At 64.9% G+C, this 24,376-nt stretch carries 23 protein-coding genes; 17 read left to right on the top strand and 6 right to left on the bottom strand.

What is annotated here, in order from left to right; genetic code table 11:
* Nucleotides 1-17 precede the first annotated feature (17 nt).
* Nucleotides 18-605 carry a chalcone isomerase family protein gene (locus CLU86_RS15570; RefSeq protein WP_099656916.1) on the bottom strand — a complete coding sequence of 196 codons (588 nt, stop codon included), beginning with the start codon at nucleotides 603-605 and terminating at the stop codon, nucleotides 18-20.
* A 387-nt stretch (nucleotides 606-992) separates the two neighbouring features.
* Between CLU86_RS15570 and trpE the strand changes: the two genes are divergently transcribed.
* From trpE to CLU86_RS15525, 10 genes are all read left to right on the top strand, one after another.
* A complete protein-coding gene (gene trpE / locus CLU86_RS15565; RefSeq protein ID WP_099742242.1) occupies nucleotides 993-2,492 on the top strand; it encodes an anthranilate synthase component I in 1,500 nt (499 codons plus the stop codon).
* A complete protein-coding gene (locus tag CLU86_RS15560; RefSeq protein ID WP_099742241.1) occupies nucleotides 2,489-2,824 on the top strand; it encodes a chorismate mutase in 336 nt (111 codons plus the stop codon). Before trpE ends, CLU86_RS15560 begins: the two co-directional genes overlap by 4 nt.
* A complete protein-coding gene (locus CLU86_RS15555) occupies nucleotides 2,821-3,408 on the top strand; it encodes an aminodeoxychorismate/anthranilate synthase component II (protein ID WP_099742240.1) in 588 nt (195 codons plus the stop codon). The genes CLU86_RS15560 and CLU86_RS15555 overlap by 4 nt, the downstream gene beginning before the upstream one ends.
* Complete coding sequence (locus CLU86_RS15550; protein WP_099742239.1) at nucleotides 3,401-3,883, top strand: hypothetical protein; 483 nt, start codon at nucleotides 3,401-3,403, stop codon at nucleotides 3,881-3,883. The genes CLU86_RS15555 and CLU86_RS15550 overlap by 8 nt, the downstream gene beginning before the upstream one ends.
* A 33-nt stretch (nucleotides 3,884-3,916) precedes the next feature.
* On the top strand, nucleotides 3,917-4,582 hold the full coding sequence (locus CLU86_RS15545) for a LysE family translocator (protein ID WP_099742238.1): 666 nt from the start codon (nucleotides 3,917-3,919) through the stop codon (nucleotides 4,580-4,582).
* A 17-nt stretch (nucleotides 4,583-4,599) separates the two neighbouring features.
* Nucleotides 4,600-5,631, top strand: a complete 1,032-nt coding sequence (gene trpD, locus CLU86_RS15540) for an anthranilate phosphoribosyltransferase (protein ID WP_099742237.1) — start codon at nucleotides 4,600-4,602, stop codon at nucleotides 5,629-5,631.
* Nucleotides 5,632-5,637: 6 nt separating this feature from the next.
* On the top strand, nucleotides 5,638-5,790 hold the full coding sequence (locus tag CLU86_RS22930; RefSeq protein ID WP_199175133.1) for a hypothetical protein: 153 nt from the start codon (nucleotides 5,638-5,640) through the stop codon (nucleotides 5,788-5,790).
* Nucleotides 5,787-6,398 (top strand): hypothetical protein, encoded by a 612-nt coding sequence (locus CLU86_RS22855; protein WP_158236338.1) that lies wholly within the window; start codon nucleotides 5,787-5,789, stop codon nucleotides 6,396-6,398. Before CLU86_RS22930 ends, CLU86_RS22855 begins: the two co-directional genes overlap by 4 nt.
* Nucleotides 6,399-6,466: 68 nt before the next feature.
* Nucleotides 6,467-7,267, top strand: coding sequence for an indole-3-glycerol phosphate synthase TrpC (trpC, locus tag CLU86_RS15530; RefSeq protein ID WP_099742235.1), 801 nt, complete (start codon nucleotides 6,467-6,469; stop codon nucleotides 7,265-7,267).
* Between the two features lie 60 nt (nucleotides 7,268-7,327).
* Entirely contained in the window at nucleotides 7,328-8,050 is a 723-nt protein-coding gene (locus tag CLU86_RS15525; RefSeq protein WP_099742234.1) for a uracil-DNA glycosylase, read from the top strand.
* A 166-nt stretch (nucleotides 8,051-8,216) separates the two neighbouring features.
* Here CLU86_RS15525 and CLU86_RS15520 read toward each other — a convergent pair whose 3' ends face one another.
* The 5 genes from CLU86_RS15520 to CLU86_RS15500 all read right to left on the bottom strand — a co-directional run bounded on the left by CLU86_RS15520 (nucleotide 8,217) and on the right by CLU86_RS15500 (nucleotide 15,087).
* Nucleotides 8,217-10,268: an Ig-like domain-containing protein gene (locus CLU86_RS15520; protein ID WP_099742233.1), complete on the bottom strand. Its 2,052-nt coding sequence runs from the start codon at nucleotides 10,266-10,268 to the stop codon at nucleotides 8,217-8,219.
* A 343-nt stretch (nucleotides 10,269-10,611) separates the two neighbouring features.
* A complete protein-coding gene (locus CLU86_RS15515; protein WP_233195048.1) occupies nucleotides 10,612-11,223 on the bottom strand; it encodes a hypothetical protein in 612 nt (203 codons plus the stop codon).
* A gap of 243 nt (nucleotides 11,224-11,466) precedes the next feature.
* Nucleotides 11,467-12,636 carry a tRNA preQ1(34) S-adenosylmethionine ribosyltransferase-isomerase QueA gene (gene queA, locus CLU86_RS15510; protein WP_099742232.1) on the bottom strand — a complete coding sequence of 390 codons (1,170 nt, stop codon included), beginning with the start codon at nucleotides 12,634-12,636 and terminating at the stop codon, nucleotides 11,467-11,469.
* A 119-nt stretch (nucleotides 12,637-12,755) separates the two neighbouring features.
* Nucleotides 12,756-13,727: a 1-phosphofructokinase family hexose kinase gene (locus tag CLU86_RS15505; protein WP_099742231.1), complete on the bottom strand. Its 972-nt coding sequence runs from the start codon at nucleotides 13,725-13,727 to the stop codon at nucleotides 12,756-12,758.
* A 70-nt stretch (nucleotides 13,728-13,797) separates the two neighbouring features.
* Nucleotides 13,798-15,087 carry an HD-GYP domain-containing protein gene (locus tag CLU86_RS15500; protein WP_099656905.1) on the bottom strand — a complete coding sequence of 430 codons (1,290 nt, stop codon included), beginning with the start codon at nucleotides 15,085-15,087 and terminating at the stop codon, nucleotides 13,798-13,800.
* 108 nt (nucleotides 15,088-15,195) lie between these two features.
* On the opposite strand from CLU86_RS15500, the gene recG reads away from it, so the two are divergent.
* From recG to CLU86_RS15465, 7 genes are all read left to right on the top strand, one after another.
* Nucleotides 15,196-17,316 (top strand): ATP-dependent DNA helicase RecG, encoded by a 2,121-nt coding sequence (gene recG, locus CLU86_RS15495; RefSeq protein ID WP_099743606.1) that lies wholly within the window; start codon nucleotides 15,196-15,198, stop codon nucleotides 17,314-17,316.
* Between the two features lie 17 nt (nucleotides 17,317-17,333).
* Nucleotides 17,334-18,428 (top strand): hypothetical protein, encoded by a 1,095-nt coding sequence (locus tag CLU86_RS15490; RefSeq protein WP_233195043.1) that lies wholly within the window; start codon nucleotides 17,334-17,336, stop codon nucleotides 18,426-18,428.
* A complete protein-coding gene (locus CLU86_RS15485) occupies nucleotides 18,425-19,390 on the top strand; it encodes a LysR substrate-binding domain-containing protein (protein WP_099656901.1) in 966 nt (321 codons plus the stop codon). The genes CLU86_RS15490 and CLU86_RS15485 overlap by 4 nt, the downstream gene beginning before the upstream one ends.
* Nucleotides 19,391-19,606: 216 nt before the next feature.
* Nucleotides 19,607-21,346 (top strand): dipeptidase, encoded by a 1,740-nt coding sequence (locus tag CLU86_RS15480; protein WP_099742229.1) that lies wholly within the window; start codon nucleotides 19,607-19,609, stop codon nucleotides 21,344-21,346.
* A 184-nt stretch (nucleotides 21,347-21,530) separates the two neighbouring features.
* A complete protein-coding gene (locus CLU86_RS15475) occupies nucleotides 21,531-22,049 on the top strand; it encodes a Dps family protein (protein ID WP_056647935.1) in 519 nt (172 codons plus the stop codon).
* Nucleotides 22,050-22,266: 217 nt separating this feature from the next.
* Nucleotides 22,267-23,166 (top strand): 4-hydroxybenzoate octaprenyltransferase, encoded by a 900-nt coding sequence (gene ubiA / locus CLU86_RS15470; protein WP_099743605.1) that lies wholly within the window; start codon nucleotides 22,267-22,269, stop codon nucleotides 23,164-23,166.
* A 258-nt stretch (nucleotides 23,167-23,424) separates the two neighbouring features.
* Nucleotides 23,425-24,357 (top strand): hypothetical protein, encoded by a 933-nt coding sequence (locus CLU86_RS15465; protein ID WP_199175132.1) that lies wholly within the window; start codon nucleotides 23,425-23,427, stop codon nucleotides 24,355-24,357.
* The last annotated feature ends 19 nt before the right edge of the window (nucleotides 24,358-24,376 follow it).

The raw sequence follows: 24,376 nt of genomic DNA, 5'->3' as shown, positions 1-24,376 counted from the left end.
CCACTCCATTGGTCGGATCAGGCCGGCTTGCCCAACAGTGCGTCTTTGAGCTTGAAGTCGGCGGGCAGGTTGCCCAGCCAGATGCCCAGCAGGGCGTTGAAAAACTCGGGCTCCTTGAACGGCTCGCCCTGGGGCTTGCCCTTGACCGTGATCACCGTGCCGGTGCCCGGAATCCAGTCGATCATGAACTGGTCGCCCGGCTGCAGCTTTTTGTGTTCTGAAAAGATCTGGCTCATGCGCAGCACGCCCGGCACGATGCGCGAGAACGCGGCGCGGTCCATGTTGTCTTCCATGCCGCGTGAGAACAGCTTGCCCAGTTCGGTGGAGTCGATCTCGCGCAGCATGGTGATGCTCATGCGCTTGGGGCCACGCTGGGCGGCCACTTCCTGGGTGGTGGAGGCTTTCTTTTCCAGGTACAGCCCGGCGGTGTAGACCTTGAACACGGCCTTGTAGCGCACCCCAGCGCCGTTGAGTTGCAAGGCCGTATCGCCCAGCGCACTGGTGGCGTCGTACTTCACATCGGCCACCGTCACGGCCTGGCACCAGGCACTGCTTGCCAGAATGCAGGCGCACAGGCCCACCGCCCATCGCTCCATGAGTTTCATGCACAGCTCCCTATAGGAAAAGAATGGTCAGAAAAGAACGATCGTTCGTTTCAAATTGTTGCTGCACCGTGAGCGCATCGCAACAGGGTTTTCGATGGGATGCCGGCAGGTTGTGTTGTGCTGAGGGGCTCTGTCAAAAATCAATGACCGCGTTTGCTACACTTTGGCCCATGTTCATTCATCACGTGTTCATCACAGGTTGCAGCGACCGGGGAGCCTGGCCCTGGCGTCAGCCTGTCCTTTTGAACGCCTGATGGCACCTGGGCCGACGACGCCCCAGCGTGCACCCGTGGCCTCCACCCCGATGCGGTGAGGCCGATTGAATGGACCGCAGCGCCCCTTTCTACTGCACAGGGACACGCGCTGCGACAGCTGGGAGCTCTCCCCGTGATCACAGAACTTGAATTCAAAAGCCTGGCCAGCGAAGGCTACAACCGTATTCCGCTCATGGTCGAGGCCTTTGCGGACCTGGAAACCCCGCTCTCGCTGTACCTGAAGCTGGCGCACACCAAGGACGGCGGCAAGCACAGCTTCCTGCTCGAATCCGTGGTGGGTGGCGAGCGTTTCGGCCGCTACAGTTTCATCGGCCTGCCCGCACGCACGCTGCTGCGGGCCAGCGGCTTTGGCGCTGCGGCGCGCACCGAGGTCGTCACCGACGGCCAGGTGGTCGAGACCGCCACAGGCAACCCGCTGGACTTCATTGCCGACTACCAAAAGCGCTTCAAGGTGGCGCTGCGCCCCGGCCTGCCGCGCTTTTGTGGCGGCCTGGCGGGTTACTTTGGTTACGACGCCGTGCGCTACATCGAGAAAAAGCTCGAAAACACCTGCCCGCCCGACACCCTGGGCTGCCCTGACATCCTGCTGTTGCAGTGCGAGGAGCTGGCGGTCATCGACAACCTCTCGGGCAAGCTCTACCTCATCGTGTACGCCGACCCGGCCCAGCCCGAGGCCTACACCCGCGCCAAAAAGCGCCTGCGCGATCTCAAGGAGCAGCTCAAGTATTCGGTGAGCGCCCCGGTGGTCAAAGCCACCGAAAGCCACCCCGCCCAGCGCGACTTTGCCAAGGCCGACTACCTGGCCGCCGTGCACCGCGCCAAGGAGCTGATTGCTGCGGGCGACTTCATGCAGGTGCAGGTGGGCCAGCGCATCCACAAGCGCTACACCGAGTCGCCCCTATCGCTGTACCGTGCGCTGCGTTCGCTGAACCCGTCGCCGTACATGTACTTCTACGACTTCGGCGACTTCCACGTGGTGGGTGCGAGTCCCGAAATTTTGGTGCGCCAGGAGAAGACCGAAGAAGGCACCAAGGTCACCATCCGCCCCCTGGCCGGCACCCGCCCGCGCGGCGCCACACCCGAGAAGGACAAGGCCACCGAGGTTGAACTCATCAACGACCCCAAGGAACGCGCCGAGCACGTGATGCTGATCGACCTGGCGCGCAACGACATCGGCCGCATCGCCAAAACCGGCACCGTGAAGGTGACCGAGGCCTTTGCCGTGGAGCGCTACAGCCACGTGATGCACATCGTGAGCAACGTGGAAGGGATCCTGCACGACGGCATGACCAGCATGGACGTGCTCAAGGCCACCTTCCCCGCCGGCACACTCACCGGCGCGCCCAAGGTGCACGCCATGGAACTCATTGACCAGCTCGAACCCACCAAGCGCGGCCTGTATGGCGGCGCCTGTGGTTACCTCAGCTACGCGGGCGACATGGACGTGGCGATTGCGATCCGCACCGGCATCATCAAGAACGGCACGCTGTACGTGCAGGCCGCCGCCGGTGTGGTGGCCGATTCGGTGCCCGAGCTGGAATGGAAAGAAACCGAGCACAAGGCCCGCGCGCTGCTGCGCGCCGCCGAACTGGTCGAGGAGGGCCTGGAATGACCCGCGCCATTGCCAAAGTGAAGGCCTGCACCACCATGCAGGACGTGCGCCGTGAAGTGAATGCGCTGGACGACGTGCTGGTGCCCCTGCTGGTGGAGCGCGTGGGCTACATGACCCAGGCCGCTCGCATCAAGCAAGGTGTGGAACAGGTGCGCGATGAAGCGCGCATCGAGGCCATCGTGGCCCGCGTGCGCGAGCGCGCCCAGGCCGAAGGCGGTGACGCCGACGTGATGGACGCCATCTACCGCAGCCTCATGGAAGCCTGCATTGCCTATGAACACCGCGAGTTCGCCCGTCTGCGCGAGCCCGCCCTTGCTGGGAGCGCCGCATGAAACTCTTGATGGTCGACAACTACGACAGCTTTACCTACAACATCGTCCAGTACTTTGGTGAACTGGGCGCCGAGGTCGAGGTGTTCCGCAACGACGAGATCACCGTGGCCGAGATCGAGGCGCGCCTGAATGCCGGGCAGCTCGACCGCTTGGTCATCTCGCCCGGCCCTTGCTCGCCCGCAGAGGCGGGTATCTCGGTGGCTGCGATCAAGCACTTTGCCGGCAAGCTGCCTATCCTGGGCGTGTGCCTGGGCCACCAGAGCATTGGCGCGGCCTTCGGCGGCAACATCATCCGCGCGCAGGAGCTGATGCACGGCAAGACCAGCGTCATCACCACCACGCAAAAGGGCGTGTTTGCCGGGCTGCCCGAGCAGTTCACCGTCAACCGCTACCACTCGCTGGCCATTGAGCGCGCCACCTGCCCCGATGTGCTGGAGGTGACGGCCTGGACGGAGGATGGCGAGATCATGGGCGTGCGCCACAAGACGCTGGCGATCGAAGGCGTACAGTTCCACCCCGAAAGCATCCTCACCGAACACGGCCACGCCATGCTCAAGAACTTTCTGGAGCAGCGCGTTGCCTGAATACAGCCTGTCTCAGGCTGCCGATCTTGCGCAGCTGGCGATTGATGGGCTTGAAAAGCAGGCACATGACGGCGGAGTAAGACCCCGGAATTGTCTGTATCTAGCGCACGTGTCAATTGAGCTGGCGTTGAAAGCGGCTTTGGAGCAGGCGGGTATGCCGGTCAATGACATCCGCCGGATGAGTCACAACTTGCTGACGCTTTCCAAGGCGGTCGGCGGTTGTTCATTCACGCATGCGCTGGGACAGGGGCGGGGCGTTGTAATACGGGATCTGAGGGTTACCAAGAATGGTGGGTACTTAGGCTTTGGGCATTTTGTGGAGGCTACTCAATGGGAGTCGATTTCGAGTTACCCGGGTGAGCTGCGCTATGGGCCCGATGTCACCCACTTTGATCCAGAAATGGTTGCCCAACTCGCGAGAGAACTGTGCGAATGGCTCGGAGCGCGTATTCACACATTTCGCCAATACGAGTAACTCTGCTTCAACGTCATTCTGTTAGACATATCTATGCCTGAATTCCATCAACTACTCATGTTCATAGCCGCAGGCTGGCTGCTCAACCTCACGCCCGGGCCCGATGTGCTCTACATCGTGACCAATGCGCTCAAGTCCGGCACCCGCGCGGGCATCGTGGCGGGGCTGGGCATCACGGCCGGGTGCTTTGTGCACATCTTTGCGGCGGCCGTGGGCCTGGGCGCGCTGCTGGCCGCATCGGCCACGGCGTTCACCGTGCTCAAGTGGATCGGTGCAGCGTACCTGGTGTGGATGGGCGTGCGCATGCTGTTGTCCAAGCCCGGTGCGGACGGGGGCAACAGCGCAGCGCTGGCAGCCGCGCAGGCGGCCCCTGCGCAGCACACACCGCTGCGCAAGGTGTTCCTCGGTGGCTTCTGGACCAATGTGCTCAACCCCAAGGTCGCGATCTTCTTCCTGGCCTTTGTGCCGCAGTTCATCGCGCCGGGCACGGACAACAAGGCGCTGGCCTTCGTGCTGTTGGGCGTGCTGTTCAACCTCAACGCCATCCCCGTCAACGTGGGCTGGGCGCTGGCTGCATCGTGGATGGCACGGCGCGCCGGGGTGATTCAGCGCGGCATGCACTGGCTGGATCGCGTGGCCGGTGCCATGTTCATCGGCTTCGGGCTCAAGCTGGCCTTCACAGACCAGCCCTCTGCATAAATACCAGGAGACATTCCATGCCCATTACCCCACAGGAAGCGCTGCAACGCACGATCGAGCACCGCGAAATCTTTCACGACGAGATGCTGCACCTGATGCGGCTCATCATGAACGGCGAACTCTCGCCCGTCATGACCGCGTCCATCATCACCGGCCTGCGCGTGAAGAAGGAAACCATCGGCGAGATCACCGCTGCCGCGCAGGTGATGCGCGAGTTCAGCACCAAGGTGCACGTCAAGGACCCCACCCACATGGTGGACATCGTGGGCACGGGCGGCGACGGGGCCAACACCTTCAACATCTCCACCTGCTCGATGTTCGTGGCCGCCGCCGCAGGCGCCAAGGTCAGCAAACATGGCGGGCGGGGGGTGTCCAGCAAAAGCGGCAGCGCCGATGTGATGGAGGCCCTGGGCATCCACATCAACCTCAAGCCCGAGCAGATCGCCCAGTGCATCGCTGAGGTGGGCATCGGCTTCATGTTCGCGCCCAACCACCACCCCGCCATGAAGAACGTGGCCCCGGTGCGCAAGGAATTGGGCGTGCGCACCATCTTCAACATCCTGGGCCCGCTGACCAACCCGGCCGGTGCGCCCAACATCTTGATGGGCGTGTTCCACCCCGACCTCGTCGGTATCCAGGTGCGCGCGCTGCAGCGCCTGGGCGCCGAGCACGCGCTGGTGGTCTACGGCCGTGACGGCATGGACGAAGTGAGCCTGGGCGCCGCCACCTTGGTGGGCGAGCTGAAGAACGGCCAGATCACCGAATACGAGATCCACCCCGAGGACTTCGGCCTGGCCATGTCGAGCAACCGCGCCCTCAAGGTCGAGACGCCGGAGCAGTCGCGCGAGATGCTGATCGGTGTGCTCAAGGGCGAGCCCGGCGCCGCGCAGGACATCGTCTGCCTGAACGCAGGCGTGGCCTTGTACGCCGCCAATGTGGCCGACTCCATCCAGGCTGGCATTGCCAAGGCACGCGCTGCTATTGCCTCCGGCGCCGCGCTGGCCAAGCTGGAGCAGGTGGTCACGCGTACGCACGCGCTGGCGGGCTAAGCAGCCATGTGGCACGACCCTGGTCTGTGGATTGCCCTGGGCGTTTCCGCGCTGTTCATTGCGGTGGGGGTGGTGCTGCACCGCGTGTTTGTGCGTGTACTGAAGGGGCCGGAGGGCGACAGCGTGGCCCACCCCCCTGAGGACAAGGCACAACCGTGAGCGCTACCCGTCGGCCCTTGATACGGCAGCATAGCCTCAATGGCCTAGCTGCAGCGGTAGAACAACAGCCTCGCCTGTGGTTGCCGCAGCATGCGGGTGGAGGGGCTTGGGTGCTCTGGTTGGAAGTGCTCAATACGTGGGCCGCCGTTGCTGGGCTCTTCTTTTCCATCGTTGTATCGTTGCGCCTTGGCGGGCTGGGATGGCTTGTTTGGATGCTGGTGCTGGGCGCCTTGGCGACTTGGGCCACATGGGCCTTGGTGCAAAAGCGCCAACGCAAAAAGCAACAGGGTTGGGAGGTCCATTTCGAGCAGCGCACGTTGACCCCGGTCGGACTGCACGGTCACTCTGCCATTACCCTGGGGCCGGACTACAGCTTGGGCTGCTACGTGGGGGGTGACGGCGAAGATGCCGCTTGGCAATTGGAGTTGCGCCATGCGCGCCGGGGGCCTGTGGCTGCTTTGGCGCTGATCCATGCCAACTCCGGCAAACCCGAAGAGATGGCAACACTAGACCGTTTTGTCAGCCGCCTCGCGCAGCGGCTGGAGATCCGTCGCTCGGGCGCACCGCTGCCGGGCTTGCCTCGCAGCGCCAAGCCAGACCCTGCGTGAGGCGTACGAGGCGGCAGCGTGTACGCACCTAATGACCTGCCCGATCGTCCATTTTTGAAAGTGAAATCATGTCCGACATCCTGAACAAAATCGTTGCCGTCAAACATGAGGAAGTGGCCGCCGCCAAAAAGCGCCTGCCGTTTGACGTGATTCGCGCCGATGCCGAGAGCCGCGTGCTCACGCGCGACTTTGAAGGTGCGCTGCGCGCCAAGATCGCCAAGGGCCAGGCGGCCGTGATTGCCGAGGTCAAGAAGGCCAGCCCCAGCAAGGGCGTGCTGCGTGCCGATTTCGAGCCCGCCGACATTGCCCAAAGCTACATGGAAGGCGATGGCAAGGTGAGTGCGGCCTGCCTGTCGGTGCTGACCGACCGCCAGTTTTTCCAGGGCCAGCCCGATTACCTGAAGCAGGCCCGCGCCAGCACCACGCTCCCTGTGCTGCGCAAGGACTTCATGGTGGAAGCGTACCAGATCTACGAATCGCGCGCCATGGGCGCCGACGCCATCCTGCTGATCGCCGCCTGCCTGGACGACGCCCAGATGGCCGACTTTGAAGCCATCGCCCGCAGCCTGGACATGGCGGTGCTGGTGGAAGTGCACGACCGCCCCGAGCTGGAGCGTGCGCTCAAGCTCAAGACCCCGCTCGTGGGCATCAACAACCGCAACCTGCGCACGTTCGAGGTCACGCTGGACACGACCTTGGGCATGATGAAAGACGTACCGCAAGACCGCCTGCTGGTCACCGAGTCCGGCATCCTCAAGCCTCAGGACGTGAAAACCATGCGCGATGCGGGCGTGCACGCCTTCCTGGTGGGCGAGGCCTTCATGCGGGCCGACGACCCGGGCCTGGCGCTGGCCAAGCTGTTTCAATAATTGCTATTTATTTGATAGCTGCTTGCGCTTGTTAAACAAGCCTTAGAGGCATTTTTGACCATGAATACCGCATCTGAGGACTTTGCTGCCACCCAATTGCAGACCGCCAACCCTGTGCAATGGCCTGTGGCTGCAGGTTGGCAGCCGCTGGTGGACGGGTTCTTTGGCGGCGCCGTGGGGCAAAAGCTCTTGGCTTACCTGCAAGGCCGCATCGAGGCGGGTGCGGCCATCTTCCCTCCGCGCCCTCTGCGGGCGCTGGAGCTGACCCCGCCCGAGGCCGTGCGTGTGGTCATCCTGGGGCAGGACCCGTACCACGGGCGCGGCCAGGCCGAGGGGCTTGCATTCTCTGTCGCCTCTGGGGTGCGCCTGCCGCCCTCGCTGCAAAACATCTTCAAGGAAATGCAGCGCGACCTGGGGGTGCCCTTCCCGCCGTTTCCCAACCCCGGCGGCAGCCTGGTGAAGTGGGCGCAAAGCGGCGTGCTGCTGCTCAACACCTGCCTGACGGTGGAGGAGGGCCAGGCCGCCAGCCACTCTGGCAAAGGCTGGGAGCTACTGACCGACGCGGTGATCCGCCATGTGGCCGAGGGCGATCGCCCCGTCGTCTTCATGCTGTGGGGCGCACACGCCCAGTCCAAGCGCGCCTTCATTCCGCAGGATCGCGGCCATTTGGTACTCACCTCCAACCACCCCTCGCCGCTGTCTGCCTTGCGGCCCCCGGTGCCATTCATCGGCAACGGACATTTTGGGCAGGCGCGTGAGTTTCGGGAGCGGCATCGGGAGTGACTTTTGCGCATAGCATGGGTAGCTGCTGCTTTCTGACCTTCCGTGGGAGCGCTGGATGGCTCTGGCGCTGACATGGCTCCTCGCGAGGTAACCCCCAAAAGCAAAGGGCGCCTAGAGCGCCCTTTGCTTTTGAGAGGGGCACAGCCGCTAGGCCATGCTCTGCACCTCAAGGGTCCAGCAGGTGCACCATGGCGGTGGATTTTCCGCCTTTGCCATCGCTGATGGTATAGGTGAAGGTGTCTGCGTAGAACGGGGCCTTGGGCGTGAAGAGAATCTGCGATCCCATGATTTGCACGGTACCCGACAGGTTGTCAGGCTGCGTCACTCCAACGATCGAAAGGGTATCGCCATCCGGGTCCGTATCGTTGGCCAGCACAGAGAGCATGACGGCGGTCGTTCCACTGACCCAGTAGGTATCTCCTACGGCAACTGGCGCACGGTTGGACGCGTTGCCCGTGACTTGAACCACGACCTGAGCAGTCGATGTCAGTCCTTGCTGGTCGCGGATGGAGTAAGTGAACTTGTCAGCTCCTGCGTAATTGCTCGGTGCTATGTAGACAACCTGCGAGCCTTCGATGCGCACACGGCCCTGCGCTGGTTGTCCCACAGAGACCAGCGTCAAGGTGTCTCCCTGGTCCGGGTCTGTGTCATTCGCCAAGATGGGAAGGGTGGTGGTGGAGCCTTGTGCCACCTGATAGCTGTCATCGGTGGCCGTAGGCGCTCGGTTGACCCATGTACGGCTTCGATTTTCCGTCTGCGTTTCTTCTTTGGTGCGATACACATCCACCGTGCGTTTGTGCAGCGCTGGTGTGCGCAGGGCTTGACGAACCCAGGCCGGGGGTTGGTCCACCAGTTCGCGCTCGTAGGTGACGGCAGGGGGCTGAGGGGCGACTGCAGCGGTTGTCGTGGACGCAGGGGCGGGTGCAGGGGCCACCTCTTGCTCTTCGTCCACAAAGCTGTAGAACTCCAATTCCACGCGGCGGTTCTTCTCGCGGGTGGCTGGCTCTGCGGGGTACTTGGGGTCGCGCTTGCCTCGGCCTTCTGCCAGGGACTCGGTCGCGCCAAATGCGCCGGCGGCAACCAGGTAGTCACGCACCGCAGTGGCACGCTGCAGGGACAGCTTGTCGTTGGCGGCGTCGCTGCCCAGGTCGCAGGTGTGGCCAATGATGAGTACGTTGCCTTCGTGCCCTTGGGTTTTGAGTTGCTGGGCCACGCGGTCCAGCTCTGCCTTGGCCGAAGGGGTCAGGCGCGCGCTGTTGAATGCGAAGAACGCCTCGGCCGTCATATTGGCCTTGGTTTTCACCCACTGTTTGACAGGCTCTTGCGGTGCCTGGTGCTGGGCCATCGCTGGCTCTGTAGAGGGCGCTGCGGCAGGTGTGTCAACGGGGGTGACGCGGAACAGACGCTCTGGTTGGCTGTTGTTGCCCCCCAGGGCATAGCGGTACACCACCATCGCACGGGTTTCATTGCGGGTGGTGTCCAGGTCGCCGCTCTTGAAGATGCGGTCCACCTGCAGTGCGACGCTGTGGGGTGTTCCCACAAACGCCTTTTCAGCCATCAGCGATACCGTGTGCTGGTGGGCATTGCTGCGGCCCCATTCGTAGTCGTACCCGGCAGTGACGCGGACTTGGCGGTTGTCAAATGTGCGACCAGCCCGCACGCCAACGCCGTAGTCGTAGGCTTTTTCGTAGAACCGCGTGCTTTGGGTACGGGTAATGGTGTCGATATAGGGGCGACCGTCAGCGACCCCAGTTTCGTCCAATGTCGTTGTGCTGGACGTCGTGCCCATGAGGCGGCGTCCTGTGATGGCCCGGCTCAAATTCAGGTTGCCAAACCAGTCGCTTTCTTCACGGCCATAGCCCAAGGTGATCTTGCGATCCCGGGTGGGGTTCTGGTCATGGGCCAGAAAGTATTTGTGTACCGTTGCACCCTGCAGCTGGTGGTAGCTGAGCTTGAGGCCACCAGAAGACTGGGCCACCCAGCCTTCGCCCAGCCAGGCGCTGTTGGCCTGTTCGTGCAGCACGCCTGAAAGCTCTCCCTGGAACTTGCCGCCTTTGGAGTAGCCAATGGAGAAGCGTGCAGCATCACCGGAGTACAGCAAGCTGCCATCGGGTTGGAGGGTGACGGAGCCTTGGGCCTGCGCGGGCTGAACACAGAATGGTGCGATCAGAGACAGCAAGAGCAAGGGAAGTCGGGATGGGCGATGCTTGCGGGGCATAGATCAGCTCAAAGGGTAGAGGGGGCAACCACCAAAGGAACCCTGGGTTGCTCGGACAGCTTCGCTTGCGCAGCCAATGCAGGCGGTGGGTGGCTCGCTCGGCAAGCCAAGCAGGACACAGCCTGACTCCATCCAATCTTGGACGGGCTTTGTTTCTGAGTGGGCTGGGGTAGGATTCTAAAAGCGTATGGCCCAAACCCCATGGGCAGGCTGCAAGTGTTGTGAATGCGCCATAGGGGGCAGGCACATGGCCGGGGCAGACCCAGGGCTGATTTCGCCGCGATGCCTGCCTTTGGCCTGTTTCACAGAGTTGGACGATCGCACCGAGTCCGGTGCCTTGGGTTTACTCCGCCACCGGTGCCCGTGGTGCCGCTGGCGCTTCACAGCCTGCGGCCTGGCCCAGGCCTTTGAGGTAGCTGCGGCGGATGGTGCCTGCGGTGATGGAGGCTTCGACCTCTCGGGCGTACTTCTCTGCCCCGGTGAGTTTGCGCACCCAGCTGCGCATGGGCACGATGCCTTCTGCGGCACCTTTGACGGCACCGATCGCGCCCTTCTTGGCGGCGCCTGCGCCACGTTCGATCAGGCTGGGGTTGCGGTCGGTGGACGGGGTGTCCAGGTCGGCGCCCAGCACGGTGTCCAGTGCCTGGATGTGTTCGGCCAGTGCTGTGCAGCTGCGGTCGGCAGGGGCGGCGTAGGGGGCTTGCCGTGCAGCGGCCAGCACGGCCGGGATGTCGGCTTTGACCAGGTTCAGATCCCCCAGGGGCGAGGTGATGGCCTTGCCGACTTCAGTGGCGGTCTGGCTGCCCGATGAAGCGGATGAGGCTGTACTGGCCGCAGAGTTTTCAGGCGAAGCGGCGGGTGCCTGTTGGGCTGGGGCAGATGCGCAGCCGCCCAGAATCAGTGCAACAGACAAAGTGCAGGGGATGACCGCAAAGCGCGAAACCAAAGAGTTCATGAGGGCTGGTCCGAGAGAGGTGAAGCATGCCTTGAGTGGGCATGCCTGTGGATAAGGCAATCAGGCTCCCGCACGGGGTGGCCCGATCGCCTGTGTGCGGGGGGGCTGGCCACCCGTGTGCAGGGCTGGCCGAGTGTAGGTGGCCGAGTGTAGGTGGCCGGTACGCCAGCCACGCACCGGCGCTGTGTCGGCAAACCCACACTCTGTGCAGTTTTGCCGAGTTTGCGGGGCTGTATGGGCGGCTCAGCGGGCCGTTGGAGGGACTTGGGGTGCCTCTTTGGAGGCCTGGGCGCTGCGCTCCAGCAGCATGGCGTCGCCGTAGCTGAAAAAGCGGTAGCCCTGGGCGATGGCATGGCGGTACAGGCCCATCACATGGGCGTAGCCCGCAAAGGCGCTTACCAGCATCATCAGCGTGCTTTTGGGCAGGTGGAAGTTGGTGATGAGCACATCCACCACCTGGAAGCTGAAGCCCGGGGTGATGAAAATATTCGTGTCGCCCGTCGCTAGGCCGGTGCGCGCCCAGGATTCGAGCGTGCGCACCGTGGTGGTGCCCACCGCCACCACGCGCCCGCCGCGCTGGCGGCAGCGCTCGAGCGCTGCCAGTGTGGCCAGGGGCACTTCGTACCACTCGCTGTGCATCTGGTGCTCGGCCAGGTTTTCGGTCTTGCAGGGCTGGAAGGTGCCTGCGCCCACGTGCAGCGTGACACTCGCGCGTTCAATGCCGCGTGCGGCCAGATCGGCCAGCACGCCTTCGTCAAAGTGCAGCGCGGCGGTGGGTGCGGCCACGGCGCCGGGGGCGCGCGCAAACACGGTCTGGTAGCGCTGGCTGTCTTCGGCTTCGTCTGGGTCGTGGTCGGTGTTCTGGTGGCGCTCGATGTAGGGCGGCAGCGGCAGGTGGCCGTGGCGGTCCATCAGCTCCCAGGGCGATTCGCCTGCGGGGCCCAGCAGCGCAAAGCGGAACAGCGGGCCGTCCTCGGTGGGCCAGCGGCCGAGCAGCAGTGCGTCAAAACCCCCGCCCTTGCGGCCACCCGCCATGTGCACCAGGCTACCGGGCAGGGGCTTTTTGCTGACCTTCATGTGGGCTACGACTTCATTCCCCTGGTTTCCGGCCTCGGCGGGCAACACGCGTTCAATCAGCAGCTCCAGCTTGCCGCCGCTGGCTTTCTCGCCAAAGATGCGCGCTTTGACCACGCGGGTGTCGTTGAACACCAGCAGGTCGCCCTCGCGCAGTTGGCTGGGCAGGTCGCGGAAGATGCGGTCCACCGGCTGCATGGCCCGGCCGTCCAGCAGGCGCGAGGCGCTGCGTTCGGAGGCGGGGTGCTGGGCAATCAGTTCGGGGGGCAGCGAGAAGTCGAAGTCGCTGAGGGTGTAGGCGCGAGGGGCGCCGGGGGCTGCGGGCGTGATGTCTGTCATGTGCTTGAGGGCCGAACGGGCCCGTGCCAAGAAGGAAGAGGAAAAGACGGGAGAAACGTAGCCGTCAAAACGGGGGCGCTATTGTCCCACGGGGGGCGCACGGCAACGGCGGCCTGCAGTCAGCCAGGGCTGGCCACGGCTTGCGGCGCAGGGACTGTAGCAAGCAGCCGGAGAATCTCTTCGCGCTGGGCCAATGCCGTACCGGGTGCCAGCAAAGCCGCAGACCCTGCGGCCACACCCCAGCGCAAGGCGTCGGGGGGCGCCTCACCCTGCGCCAGCGCCCAGACCAGGGCGGCCAAAAAGCAATCGCCCGCGCCCGTTGTCCCGGTGGCGGCGGGCACATTCAGCGCCGGGGCCTGCCACACACCGTGGCGGGTGGCCAGCAGGGCGCCGTCCTCGCCCATCGATAGCGCCACCATGTCGGCTGCGCCGCGCAACACCAGCGACTGCGCTGCCTGGCTTTGCTCTGGCAGGCTGGCCAGGGGCTGCTGCAGCAATTCGCGCAGCTCGCGCAGGCTGGGCTTGACGAGGGTGACGCCCGCCTGCAGGGCGGCGGCCAGGGGCGGGCCCGAGGTGTCCAGCACCACGTGCCTGCCCTGGGCCTTGGCCAGGAGGGCGGCCTGGGCGTAAAAGTTATCGGGCACGCCCGGCGGCAGGCTGCCGCTGGCGATGACCCAGTGGGGTGCTGCAGACAGAGTGATCGGTGGGGGTGTGCGCAGCAACTCCAGGCCTGCCTGCCAGTCTGCGGGCCCTACCGTGGGGCCCGGCAGCACAAAACGGAATTCGCGCCCGGTGCAGGTCTCCAGCACCGACAGGTTTTCGCGGGTGTCGCCGCTGATTGGGTGCACCAGGGTTGGCACGCCTTCGCGCGCCAGCAGCTGCTGCAGCTGGGCGCCCGCAGGGCCGCCTGCCAGGGCCCAGGCTTGCACTGGGGCGCCCAGACGTTGCAGCACCCGGGCCACATTGATGCCACCGCCACCGGGGTAGCGTTGCACGCCTGCGCAGCGCAGCTTGTGGGTGGCTTGCACTTGCTCGGTGCGGGTGGCAATGTCCAGCGCCGGGTTGAGCGTGAGCGTCAAAAAATGGGTCATTGCGGGCTGTGGGGCAAGCCGTGGAGCGGCTGGGAATCCGAGGGGCGCCTCGGGCCGCCCCTGCGTTGCCTTACCAGGGGCGCTCGGGCATTCCGGACCACAGCTCGTTGAGGTCCGGAAAGCGCCATTTGTCCGGATCTTCCCGGGCCACCACTTTTTCATTGCAGCCGGGCTCTGCCAGGTCCACCACCTCGGGCGGGATGCGCAGGTCCGACTTGGTGGAGAAAAACACCTTGACGCGGGGCGAGGTGAGCGATTTCTCGCCCTGCTCCATCACCACCCCAATGCGCCCGGACGTCAGCCGCACCAGAGAGCCTACGGGGTAGATGCCGATGCTTTTGACGAAAGCCTGGAACAGGCGCGGGTCAAAGTGGCCCTTGGTCCATTCGGCCATGCGGCGCAGCGATTCAGAGGGGTCCCAGCCGCGCTTGTAGGGGCGATCGGAGGTGATGGCGTCGTACACGTCGCAAATCGCCGTCATGCGGGCAATCAGGGTGATTTCGTCGCCCTTGAGCTTGTCGGGGTAGCCCGATCCGTCGATTTTTTCATGGTGGTGCAGGCAGGCGTCCAGCACAGAGTCTTCAACACTGCCCCCCTCCTTGAGCATGTTGTAGCCCTCGACGGGGTGGCTTTTGATCACCTCAAATTCGTCGTCGGTGAGCTTGCCCGGCTTGTTCAGCACCGCCAGCGGGATGGCGGCCTTGCCCAGGTCGTGCAGCAGGCCTGCCATGCCCGCACTGCGGGTGTGTTCCTCGCTCAGCCCCACTTGCTTGGCCAGCGCCACCATCATTGCGCACACGGCCACCGAGTGCATGTAGGTGTAGTCGTCCGCCGTTTTCAGGCGCGCCAGGCTGATCAGTGCACCCGGGTTGCGGGTGACAGAGTCGGAGATTTCTTCCACCAGGTTCTGCGCACTGGCCGAGTCCACCGCTTTGCCCAGGCGTGCTTCATTGAACATCGACACCACCGCGCGCTTGGATTCACTGCAAATCGAGGCGGCCACCCGAAGCTCGTTTTGCATCGTCGCGGGCAGGCGACCCCGTGGGGGCACGGGCGGTGGTGGCGGTGGGGGAGGGGGGGCCATGACGATGGCCGGCATGTCCTCCAGCAGCGCAAACTCCGAGTCGATCTGCAGATCCGCCTCTTCGCGCGACACCGAGGTCACGCCAGCGGCCACGTCCAGCCCTTTGGACGTATCGATCCATACCTCGTCAATGGCCGTTGACTGGATGCGTGCCAGATCCTTGGGGTCTTTCAGCACGAATTTGGCACGCCAGAAGGGGTGATCCATCCAGGACCCACAAAATTCGTGCAGGTACATGCCCAGGGTGAGATGTTGAATACTGATTCGCTTGAGCATGACAACTATCCAGATCGCAGACTGCCGGAAACACGGAGAACAAACAGTAACCATGTTAGCCTTTTTGTCAGACAACGCCATCGCCAATTGCCACCCCCTTTGAAGAAAATGCCCGCAGCCCCCAGGGCCACCGCCCCGGCAGCCCAGAGTGCTGCCCAAAAAGCCATGCAGAAGCTGGGTCTTCGGCGCGACATCGACCTGGCCCTGCACCTGCCGCTGCGCTACGAGGACGAGACCCGCATCACCCCCCTGGGCAGCGCGCGCGATGGGCAAACCGTGCAGATCGAAGCCACCGTGACCGCCAGCGAGGTGCAACTGCGCCCGCGCCGCCAATTGCTGGTGCAGGTGGAAGACGCCACGGGCACTTGCGAGCTGCGCTTTTTCAGTTTTTACCCTTCGCACCAGAAGACCCTGGCGGTGGGCGCGCGCTTGCGCATTCGAGGCGAGGTCAAGGGCGGGTTTTGGGGGCGGCAGATGCTGCACCCGGCGTTTCGCCAGGCGGGTGGCGAGCTGCCCGCCGCGCTCACTCCCGTGTACCCCACCACGGCCGGTTTGGCGCAGCCCTATCTGCGCCGTGCGGTGGTGAATGCGCTGGCGCGGGTGGATTTGTCGGACACCCTGCCGCCGGGGGTAGAGCCGCCTTTTGCTGTTTTTAGGCATCAAAATGGCCGCCAAGGCTCGTGGAGCTTGCGCGAGGCGCTCATCTTTTTGCACCACCCCACGCCCGATGTGGCGCTGTCCACACTCGAAGACCACAGCCACCCCGCCTGGCAGCGCCTGAAGGCCGAGGAGCTGCTGGCCCAGCAGCTGTCCCAATACCAGTCGCGCCGTGAGCGTGACCGCCTGCGCGCTCCGGTGCTGCGCCCGCAGATGGGCCAGGAGGGCGCGTTGCCCCTGCACGAGCAGCTCATGGCCGTGCTGCCGTTCGATTTGACTGCGGCCCAGCGCCGCGTGGGCGAAGAGATTGCGGCCGACCTGGCCCGCCGCGTGCCCATGCACCGCCTGCTGCAGGGCGATGTGGGATCGGGCAAAACCGTGGTGTCGGCCCTGGCCGCTTGCCTGGCCATGGACGCGGGCTGGCAGTGCGCGCTGATGGCGCCCACCGAAATCCTGGCCGAGCAGCACTTCGCCAAGATGATCGGCTGGCTGGAGCCGCTGCTGGCCGCGCGCGGCCGCAAGGTGGCCTGGCTGGTGGGCGGGCAAAAGAAAAAGGACCGCACCGCCATGCTGGCGCTGGTGGCCAGCGGCGAAGCCGCGTTGGTGGTGGGCACGCACGCCGTGATCCAGGAGCAGGTGCAGTTCAAGAACCTGGCGCTGGCCATCATCGACGAGCAACATCGCTTTGGCGTGGCGCAGCGGCTGGCCTTGCGGCAAAAGCTGGCGGCCCACGGCATGGAGCCGCACATGCTCATGATGAGCGCCACGCCCATCCCGCGTACCTTGGCTATGAGCTACTACGCCGACCTGGATGTGTCGGTGATCGACGAGCTGCCGCCAGGCCGCACGCCCATCGTGACCAAGCTCATTGCCGACAGCCGCAAGGACGAGGTGATCGAACGCATCGGCGCGCAGGTGGAGGCCGGGCGGCAGGTGTACTGGGTGTGCCCGTTGATTGAAGAGAGCGAGGCGCTGGACTTGTCCAACGCCACCGCCACACACGCCGACCTGAGCGAGGCCTTGCCGGGTTGTATGGTTGGTCTGCTGCACTCGCGCATGCCCACCGCCGAAAAGAAGGCCGTGATGGCGCTCTTCACCAGCGGCCAGATGGGCGTGCTGGTCAGCACCACGGTGATTGAAGTGGGCGTGGACGTGCCCAACGCCTCGCTCATGGTCATTGAACATGCCGAGCGTTTTGGCCTCTCGCAATTGCACCAGCTGCGCGGCCGCGTGGGGCGCGGCGCGGCGGCCTCGGCCTGCGTACTGCTGTACGCCACCAACGACAGCGGCCGCGTGGGCGAAACCGCCAAGGAACGCCTGCGCGCCATGGCCGAGACCAACGACGGCTTCGAAATCGCCCGGCGCGATCTGGAGATCCGGGGCCCCGGCGAGTTTCTGGGCGCCCGCCAATCAGGCGATGCGCTGCTGCGGTTTGCCGACCTGGCGACCGATACCCATCTGCTGGAATGGGCGCGCGAGCTGGCCCCCCAGATGCTGGATCGTTACCCGGAATTGGCCGCCAAACATGTGGCGCGCTGGTTGGGGGGAAAATCGGACTATCTCAAGGCCTGATTGACGCACCCATGCCCATGCCGCAGCCCGATACCCTTCCTGCTTCTGACATCGTGCAGCCCGCAGTGGCCGCCTGGGGGCGCGACGGTACCTACCGCGACCGTGCCGTGCGCATGGCCCTTTTCGACCGACCTGCCTGGGCACGCTTCATGGGGCCGCTGTGGATTGGACTGAGCTGCGCGCTGGTGTTTTCGCCCTGGGGGCTGTTGGGCAGCCTCTACGGCACGGACCCTTTCCTGGCGCATGTGCCTGCGCTGGGGCTGGCCGTGGTGCTGCTGGCGCTGGGGGTGGGGCAGACTTACCACGTGATGCTCAAAGCCACGGAGCGCCAGTACGGCTTTGTGGGCGACGCCACGCGCTGGGAGTTTGCGGCCGACGACCTCGTCTATCGCTTAACGGCGCCCGACGGCACGCTGCGCCACGAGGCGCGCTCGCGCTGGAGTTGGTTCAAGGCCGTGAGCGTAGATGTGACGGGGCTGCGTCTGTACCGCGCTGTATCGATAGAGTCGTACTTCATCCCCGTCAGCGGGTTTGCGCAGCCTGGGCAGGATGCCGGGCGTGCCTTGCAGGCGGTGCTGGCGCTGGCGCGCGGTGCGGGTCTGCCGGTGCGTCCCGTGCCGACCTGGGACTGCGCGGGGCTGCTCGGCGCATGGCTGGCCACCGCGCTGCTTGTCGCGCTCACCATGGTGCATGCGGCTATCGCGGCGGCGTCGCCCCTTCTGCACTGGAGGCGCGTGCACGCGTTGTTCGCGTCGGGTGTGGCCACGTTCTGGTGGGCCGCGCTGTTGTGCGCCGCCGCGGTGGTGGGGCTGCACCTGCTGCTGGCAGCCTGGCAGCACCACCGTGCCCCGGCCCGGGACCTGCCCGCACATGCGCCGCACCTTGTGCTGGCGCTGGCTTGGGGGACATTGTTGCTGGCGGCCCTGCAGGCGCTGCGCAGCCTGATCTTTGACGATGCGCTGGCGAACAGCAGCTTCGCCACACCGCTGCCGGTGGTGTTGGTGGCTGTGTTCGTCCTGCTCACGGGTGTTTCCCTGCACCGGGCGTTCGTCGTACCCTGGGTGGCGCGCCGCGTGGCGTTGCACAATGACGGTTCAGGAGCGCCGCTATGACACTCACCGAACTCAAGTACATCGTTGCGGTGGCCCGCGAGAAGCACTTTGGCCATGCGGCCGATGCCTGCTATGTGTCGCAACCCACGCTCTCGGTGGCCATCAAGAAGCTGGAAGAAGAGCTGGATGTGAAGTTGTTCGAGCGCAGCGCGGGCGAAGTCACGGTGACGCCGCTGGGCGAAGACATTGTTCGCCAGGCGCAAAGCGTGCTGGAACAGGCAGCGGCCATCAAGGAAATCGCCAAGCGCGGCAAGGACCCGCTGGCCGGTCCGCTCACGCTGGGGGTTATCTACACCATCGGACCCTATCTGCTGCCCGAGCTGGTGCGCCAGTCCATCACCCGCACGCCGCAGATGCCGCTGATGCTGCAGGAGAACTTCACCGTCAAGCTGCTGGAGATGCTGCGCACGGGCGAGATCGACTGCGCCATCCTGGCCGAGCCCTTCCCCGACACCGGCCTGGCCATGGCGCCGCTGTATGACGAGCCCTTCATGGCGGCGGTGCCCAGCACGCACCCCTTGGCGGCCAAGAAGTCGGTCACGGCGGCCGAACTCAAGAACGAAACCATGTTGCTGCTGGGGGCGGGGCACTGCTTCCGGGACCATGTGCTGGAGGTGTGCCCCGAGTTTGCGCGCTTTGCGAGCAATGCCGAGGGCATCCGCAAGTCGTTTGAAGGCTCATCACTGGAGACCATCAAGCACATGGTGGCTGCCGGCATGGGCGTGACGCTGGTGCCGCGCCTGTCGGTGCCGCGCGATGCGCTGCTCACCGTGTCGCGCCGGCGCAAGAGCGACGAGAGCTACATCCGCTACCTGCCCATTCAGGAGAAAGACGGCGGCCCGCCACCCGTGCGGCGCGTGGTGCTGGCCTGGCGGCGCAGTTTCACGCGCTATGAGGCCATTGCCTCGCTGCGCAACGCCATTTACGCTTGCGAACTGCCGGGTGTGACGCGCCTGTCCTGACGCTGGCTGGCGCGGGATGGGGGGCCTGCTGGCCCGTCGCGGTGGTCGATGGATGAAACTTTTTGTTACCCCCGCTCCGTCACTGGGCGGGGCTACACTCGCGCCGCGCTGGCACCGCGTGCCCGGCGTTTGCATTGTGTTTGCATTCCCCTGACCCGCAACGTTGCCGACCACATGGCAACGGCGGCTTATGACTCCAAGAAGAGAGAGGTTCTCATGAAGAAGCTTTGGCTCACCGCCACGCTGGTGGCTGCCCTGTCCGCCTGTTCCACTGTGCCCCAGGCCAGCGGCCCCCTCAAAAAAGCCGAGATGGACCGCATTGCCGCAGCGCCCGCCGCCATGTCGGCCACCGCCGCGTCCGGCAGCTTTAGCCAGTTCCTGGCGTTGTCGGCGCAAATGCAGCCCGAGCTGGCCCCCGCCGTGGCGGCCTACAACAGCAAGGCCGCGTTGCAGGGCGATGACCTCGTCAACATCAGCCGCCTGCTGGGCCTGTACAACCGCCTGAAGAACCAGACCGCCGTGATCGACGCCACCGCCAAGATGGTGGCCATTCCCACGGTGCGATCCGACAAGGTGCCGCCGCACGAAGACCCGCACATCATTGCCTTCGGCACCCTGGTGGAAGGCATGGCCAAAGAGTTTGGCCTGCAATACCGCAACGTGGACAACCGCATCTTTGAAGTGAAGCTGCCCGGCAGCGGCCCCGAAGAGTTCGGCATCCTGACCCACGCCGACGTGGTGCCCGTGGTGGCCGACGAATGGGTGCTGGACGACGGCACCAAGCTTGACCCCTTCAAGCTGACCCGCGTGGGCGGCAACCTGTACGGCCGGGGCTCTATTGACGACAAGGGCTCCATCGCCACCGTGCTGTATGCCATGAAGGCGGTGAAAGAAAGCGGCCTGCCGCTGGCCCGCACCATCCGCCTCATGATCGAAACCACCGAAGAAACCGGTGGCGACGCGATGAAGTACTACCGCACCAAGACCACGCTGCCTGAGTACAACATCGTGCTCGACAGCAAGTACCCCGCCGTGGTGGCAGAAAAGGGCTCGGGCGCGCTGCGCACCACCTTTGCCCTGGGCGCTACCGCAGGCAACCAGCCCACCATCGTGGCCATGGCGGGCGCCGCATCGGCCAACGCCGTGCCCCAGACGGCCACGGCCCGCCTGCGTGGCGGCAACGCCGATGCCACCGCCCGCCAGCTCAGTGCTGGCAAGGACGCCTTTGTCGGCAAATACACCGGCCAGGGCGGCAAGTTCAGCATCGATGTGACGCGTGAAGGCGCAGACGTGCTGGTCAAGGTCACGGGCGTCTCGGCCCACGGCTCGCGCCCTGAAGAAGGCGTGAACCCGCTGCCGCGTCTGGCGCTGTTCCTGCAGCAATCGGGGGTGGCGGTGGCCGCCAATGGCTATGCCCAGGCCGTGCGTTACATCGCGGACCTGTATGGCGTGGACTACCTGGGCCGCACCATCGGCCTGGCCTACAGCGACGACTTCATGGGCCCGCTGACCATGTCGCCCAACCTGATCCGTGAGAAAGACGGCAAGGTCGATGTGCTGGTGAACGTGCGCATGCCCCGTGGCAACACGCCCGAAGCCCTGGCCAAGGCCACCACCGAACGCATCAAGGCCTGGGGCACCCAGGCCGGTGTGGCGGTCGAGGTGGACCACAACCAAGGCAACTGGATGGCCCGCGACCCCAAGGGCGCCTGGCTGGCCACGCTGCTCAACACCTTTGGCGACACCACCGGCCTGCCCGCGCAGCCTGTGCCAACGGCTGGCAGCACCACGGCCAAGCTGATGCCCAACGCCATCAACTTTGGCCCCGCCATGCCCGGCAAGAAGTACACGGCCCACAACGCCAAGGAGTTCAAGGAAGTGGTGGACCTGGACGCGGACATGCAGATGTTCACCGAAATGCTGGTGCGCATCGGCAACCTGCCGCAGATGCAGTGAGCCTGCGGGTGGGGGCCTCCCGTGTGTTTTCTGGGCCCCGGTTCTTGATCCAGGTGCAAGACATCGGCATCGGCTGACAGGCGATGCCGGTGGCTTGCGCTACAGTGGCTGAGGACTCCGCGCGCAGCGCTCACACGGGCCAGCCAGCGCGGGGCGTTTCATGTTTCAGCACGGAAGGACCCCCATGGCCAAAGCTCCTGGCAAAGCCGCACCCGGCAAGACCTCTGCCCCCAGCATCAACATCGGCATCAGCGACAAGGATCGCGCTGCCATCGCCCAGGGCCTGTCGCGCCTGCTGGCCGACACCTACACCCTGTACCTCACCACCCACAACTTCCACTGGAACGTGACGGGCCCCATGTTCAACACGCTGCACACCATGTTCATGGCGCAGTACACCGAGCTGTGGAACGCGGTGGACCCGATTGCCGAGCGCATCCGCTCGCTGGGCCATGTGGCGCCGGGCTCGTACGCCGAGTTTGGCAAGCTGGCCACGGTGCCCGACGCCCCCGCCAAGCCGCCCAAGGCGCTGGACATGGTGCGTGTGCTGGTCGAAGGCCACGAGGCCGTGGCCCGCACTGCGCGTAGCCTGTTCCCTCTGGCCGACAAAGCCAGCGACGAGCCCACGGCGGACCTGCTGACGCAGCGCCTGACGGTGCACGAACAGACGGCGTGGATGCTGCGCTCGCTGCTCGAAGAGTAAGAGCGGCTAACAAAACCCTTCTGGCGTCGTTGCCGCGTCTTGTCGTACTACTTGTACTGCCTGCGACGCGGCGCCTAGCCAGAACCGCTGCGCTGGGTTTTGTTACCCGCTCTAAGCCAGCCGCTGCGCTGTGAACCGAACGCCCGGCGGCCGCAAGGCCCCGGGCGTTTTTCTTGCCGGGCCGATGCCGGGCCTGCATCTGGGAAAATCCCGCCCCATGACCGCCGCCACCACCGTCCCCCGCAGCCGCTTTTCGCTTTATCTCGACCTTATCCGCTGGGACCGCCCCGCCGGCTGGCTGGTGTGCCTGTGGCCCACGCTGTCTGCGCTGTGGATTGCGGCCGATGGTTTCCCCGGCTGGCATCTGCTGGTGGTGTTTGTGCTGGGCACCTTCCTCATGCGCAGCGCGGGCTGCTGCGTGAACGACGTGGCCGACCGCGACTTTGACAAACACGTCAAGCGCACGGCGCAGCGGCCCGTGACCACGGGCGCCGTGTCGGTGAAAGAGGCGCTGGGTTTGGGCGCTGTGCTGGCCCTCGTGTCGTTTGGCCTGGTGCTCACCACCAACACCGCCGCCATCCTCTGGTCCGTGCCTGCCGTGCTGGTGGCCATTGCCTACCCGTTCACCAAGCGCCTTATCTCCATGCCGCAGGCGGTGCTGGGCATTGCGTTCAACTTTGGCATCGTCATCGCCTTCGCTGCGGTGCAGGGCAGCGTGCCCGCCGTGGCGTGGTGGATGTGGCTGGGCAATATGTTCTGGGTGCTGGCCTACGACACCGAATACGCCATGGTGGACCGCGACGACGACCTCAAGATCGGCATCAAGACCTCGGCCATCACCCTGGGGCGTTTTGATGTGGCAGGCATCGTGCTGTTTTATCTGCTTTTCATAGGAATTTGGGCTGTAGCGCTTGCTCCTTATGCGCTAGGCGCTATTTTTTATATAGCACTTTCTGCGGCACTGGCCCAGGCCGTTTGGCACTTCACTCTGATCCGCACGCGCACCCGCGAGGGCTGCTTCAAGGCGTTTCGCATCAACCACTGGCTGGGCGCCACGGTGTTTGCGGGCATTGCGGGCAGTTACCTGCTGCGGTGGCTGGGGGTGGTTGGGGCTTGAGGCTGCACGGCGCCGCAGCGGCCTGGCGATCGCTTGGAGGCCTCTTCGGCGCAGCGCGTCCAACTGGCCCCAGTTTCTGCACTCGTGGCGCGGATGGTTGCAAGGTGTAAGGATTGTTGGGAGGTGTGTGGATGGCGCTTTGTGGCGCTTTCCTGAGCAGGGGGGCTCGATAAGATCGTGCGCCCTGTGCAGCCTCGGTCTGCCGAGCGATGGGTGCCGGTTCCCCCTTCCTTGTCCCCTTCTTCTCGTCTGGCTTGCATGAAATCACCCACCTTCCCCCGTGCTGCACGTTGCCTGTTTACCGCAGCCGCGCTGCTGAGCCTGGCGGCCCCCGCGCTGTCTGCCGACTACAGCCCCTACCCCAAGGCCGGGGTGTACGACGCCAGCGACAGCCGGTTCGAGCGCGTGTTGACCGTCAAGCCCAATGGCAAGTTCACGCTGGAGGTCTCGGAGATCGGCAAGCCGGGCCAGTTGCGCAGTGGTGCTGGCGAAGGCCGTTTGTCCGACGCGCCTGGCGGCTGGAGCTTCAGCGAAGGACGGTGCAGCATGACCTTGAAGCGCGCGGCAGGTGGCATGCAGCTGCATGTCGAGACCTGTGCCAGTGCCTGGGGCGATGTGCCGTTTGACGGCAAGTACCAATTCAAGGGCGAAGCGGCCCCCATGCCTGTGGCCAAGGCGGCACCCGCACCAGCGGCTGCCGCGCCGTCCGCTGCGCCCGTGCCCCTTTCCGCCCCGCAGCCCTCCGGTGGGCCCTTGCCATCGCGCAAAGAACTGCGCCAGCAATGGTCCAACCTGTCGTCTGACACCGTGGCGGGCAAGAGCGCGGGCTTTTGGGCCCAGTCGACCGCAGGCAGCACCGCAGGCAATGGCCTGGAACGGTTTTCCCGGGCGGGCTTTGTGGTGGATGTGACGAGCGACTATGACCGCTTGCCCCCCGCTGAAATGGCCAAGTCCCCGCTGAAACTGGTGGAGGTTCCCCTGCCTGTGGTCTCTGCCAAGGAGGGGCTGGAGTTTGAGGTCGATTGCAGCTTTGGCAAGTTCAACAAGGTGGTGGCCATCAACGTGAGCAGCCTGGGCAAAGGCAACCAAATGACCCGCAAGCGGGCCAGTGCGTGGGCCTTGGATGACCGTTGGCAGCCTGTGGAGATCAAGCCCGCCCAAAAGGCCAAGTGCCCGCAAGGGATGTATTGAGCGGGACCCGCGCCGCCCC

Source organism: Acidovorax sp. 62, assembly GCF_002754495.1.
GTDB lineage: Bacteria > Pseudomonadota > Gammaproteobacteria > Burkholderiales > Burkholderiaceae_C > Acidovorax.
The sequence above is the reverse complement of the archived record's forward strand: the minus strand, read 5'-3'. Positions and strand labels throughout refer to the sequence as shown.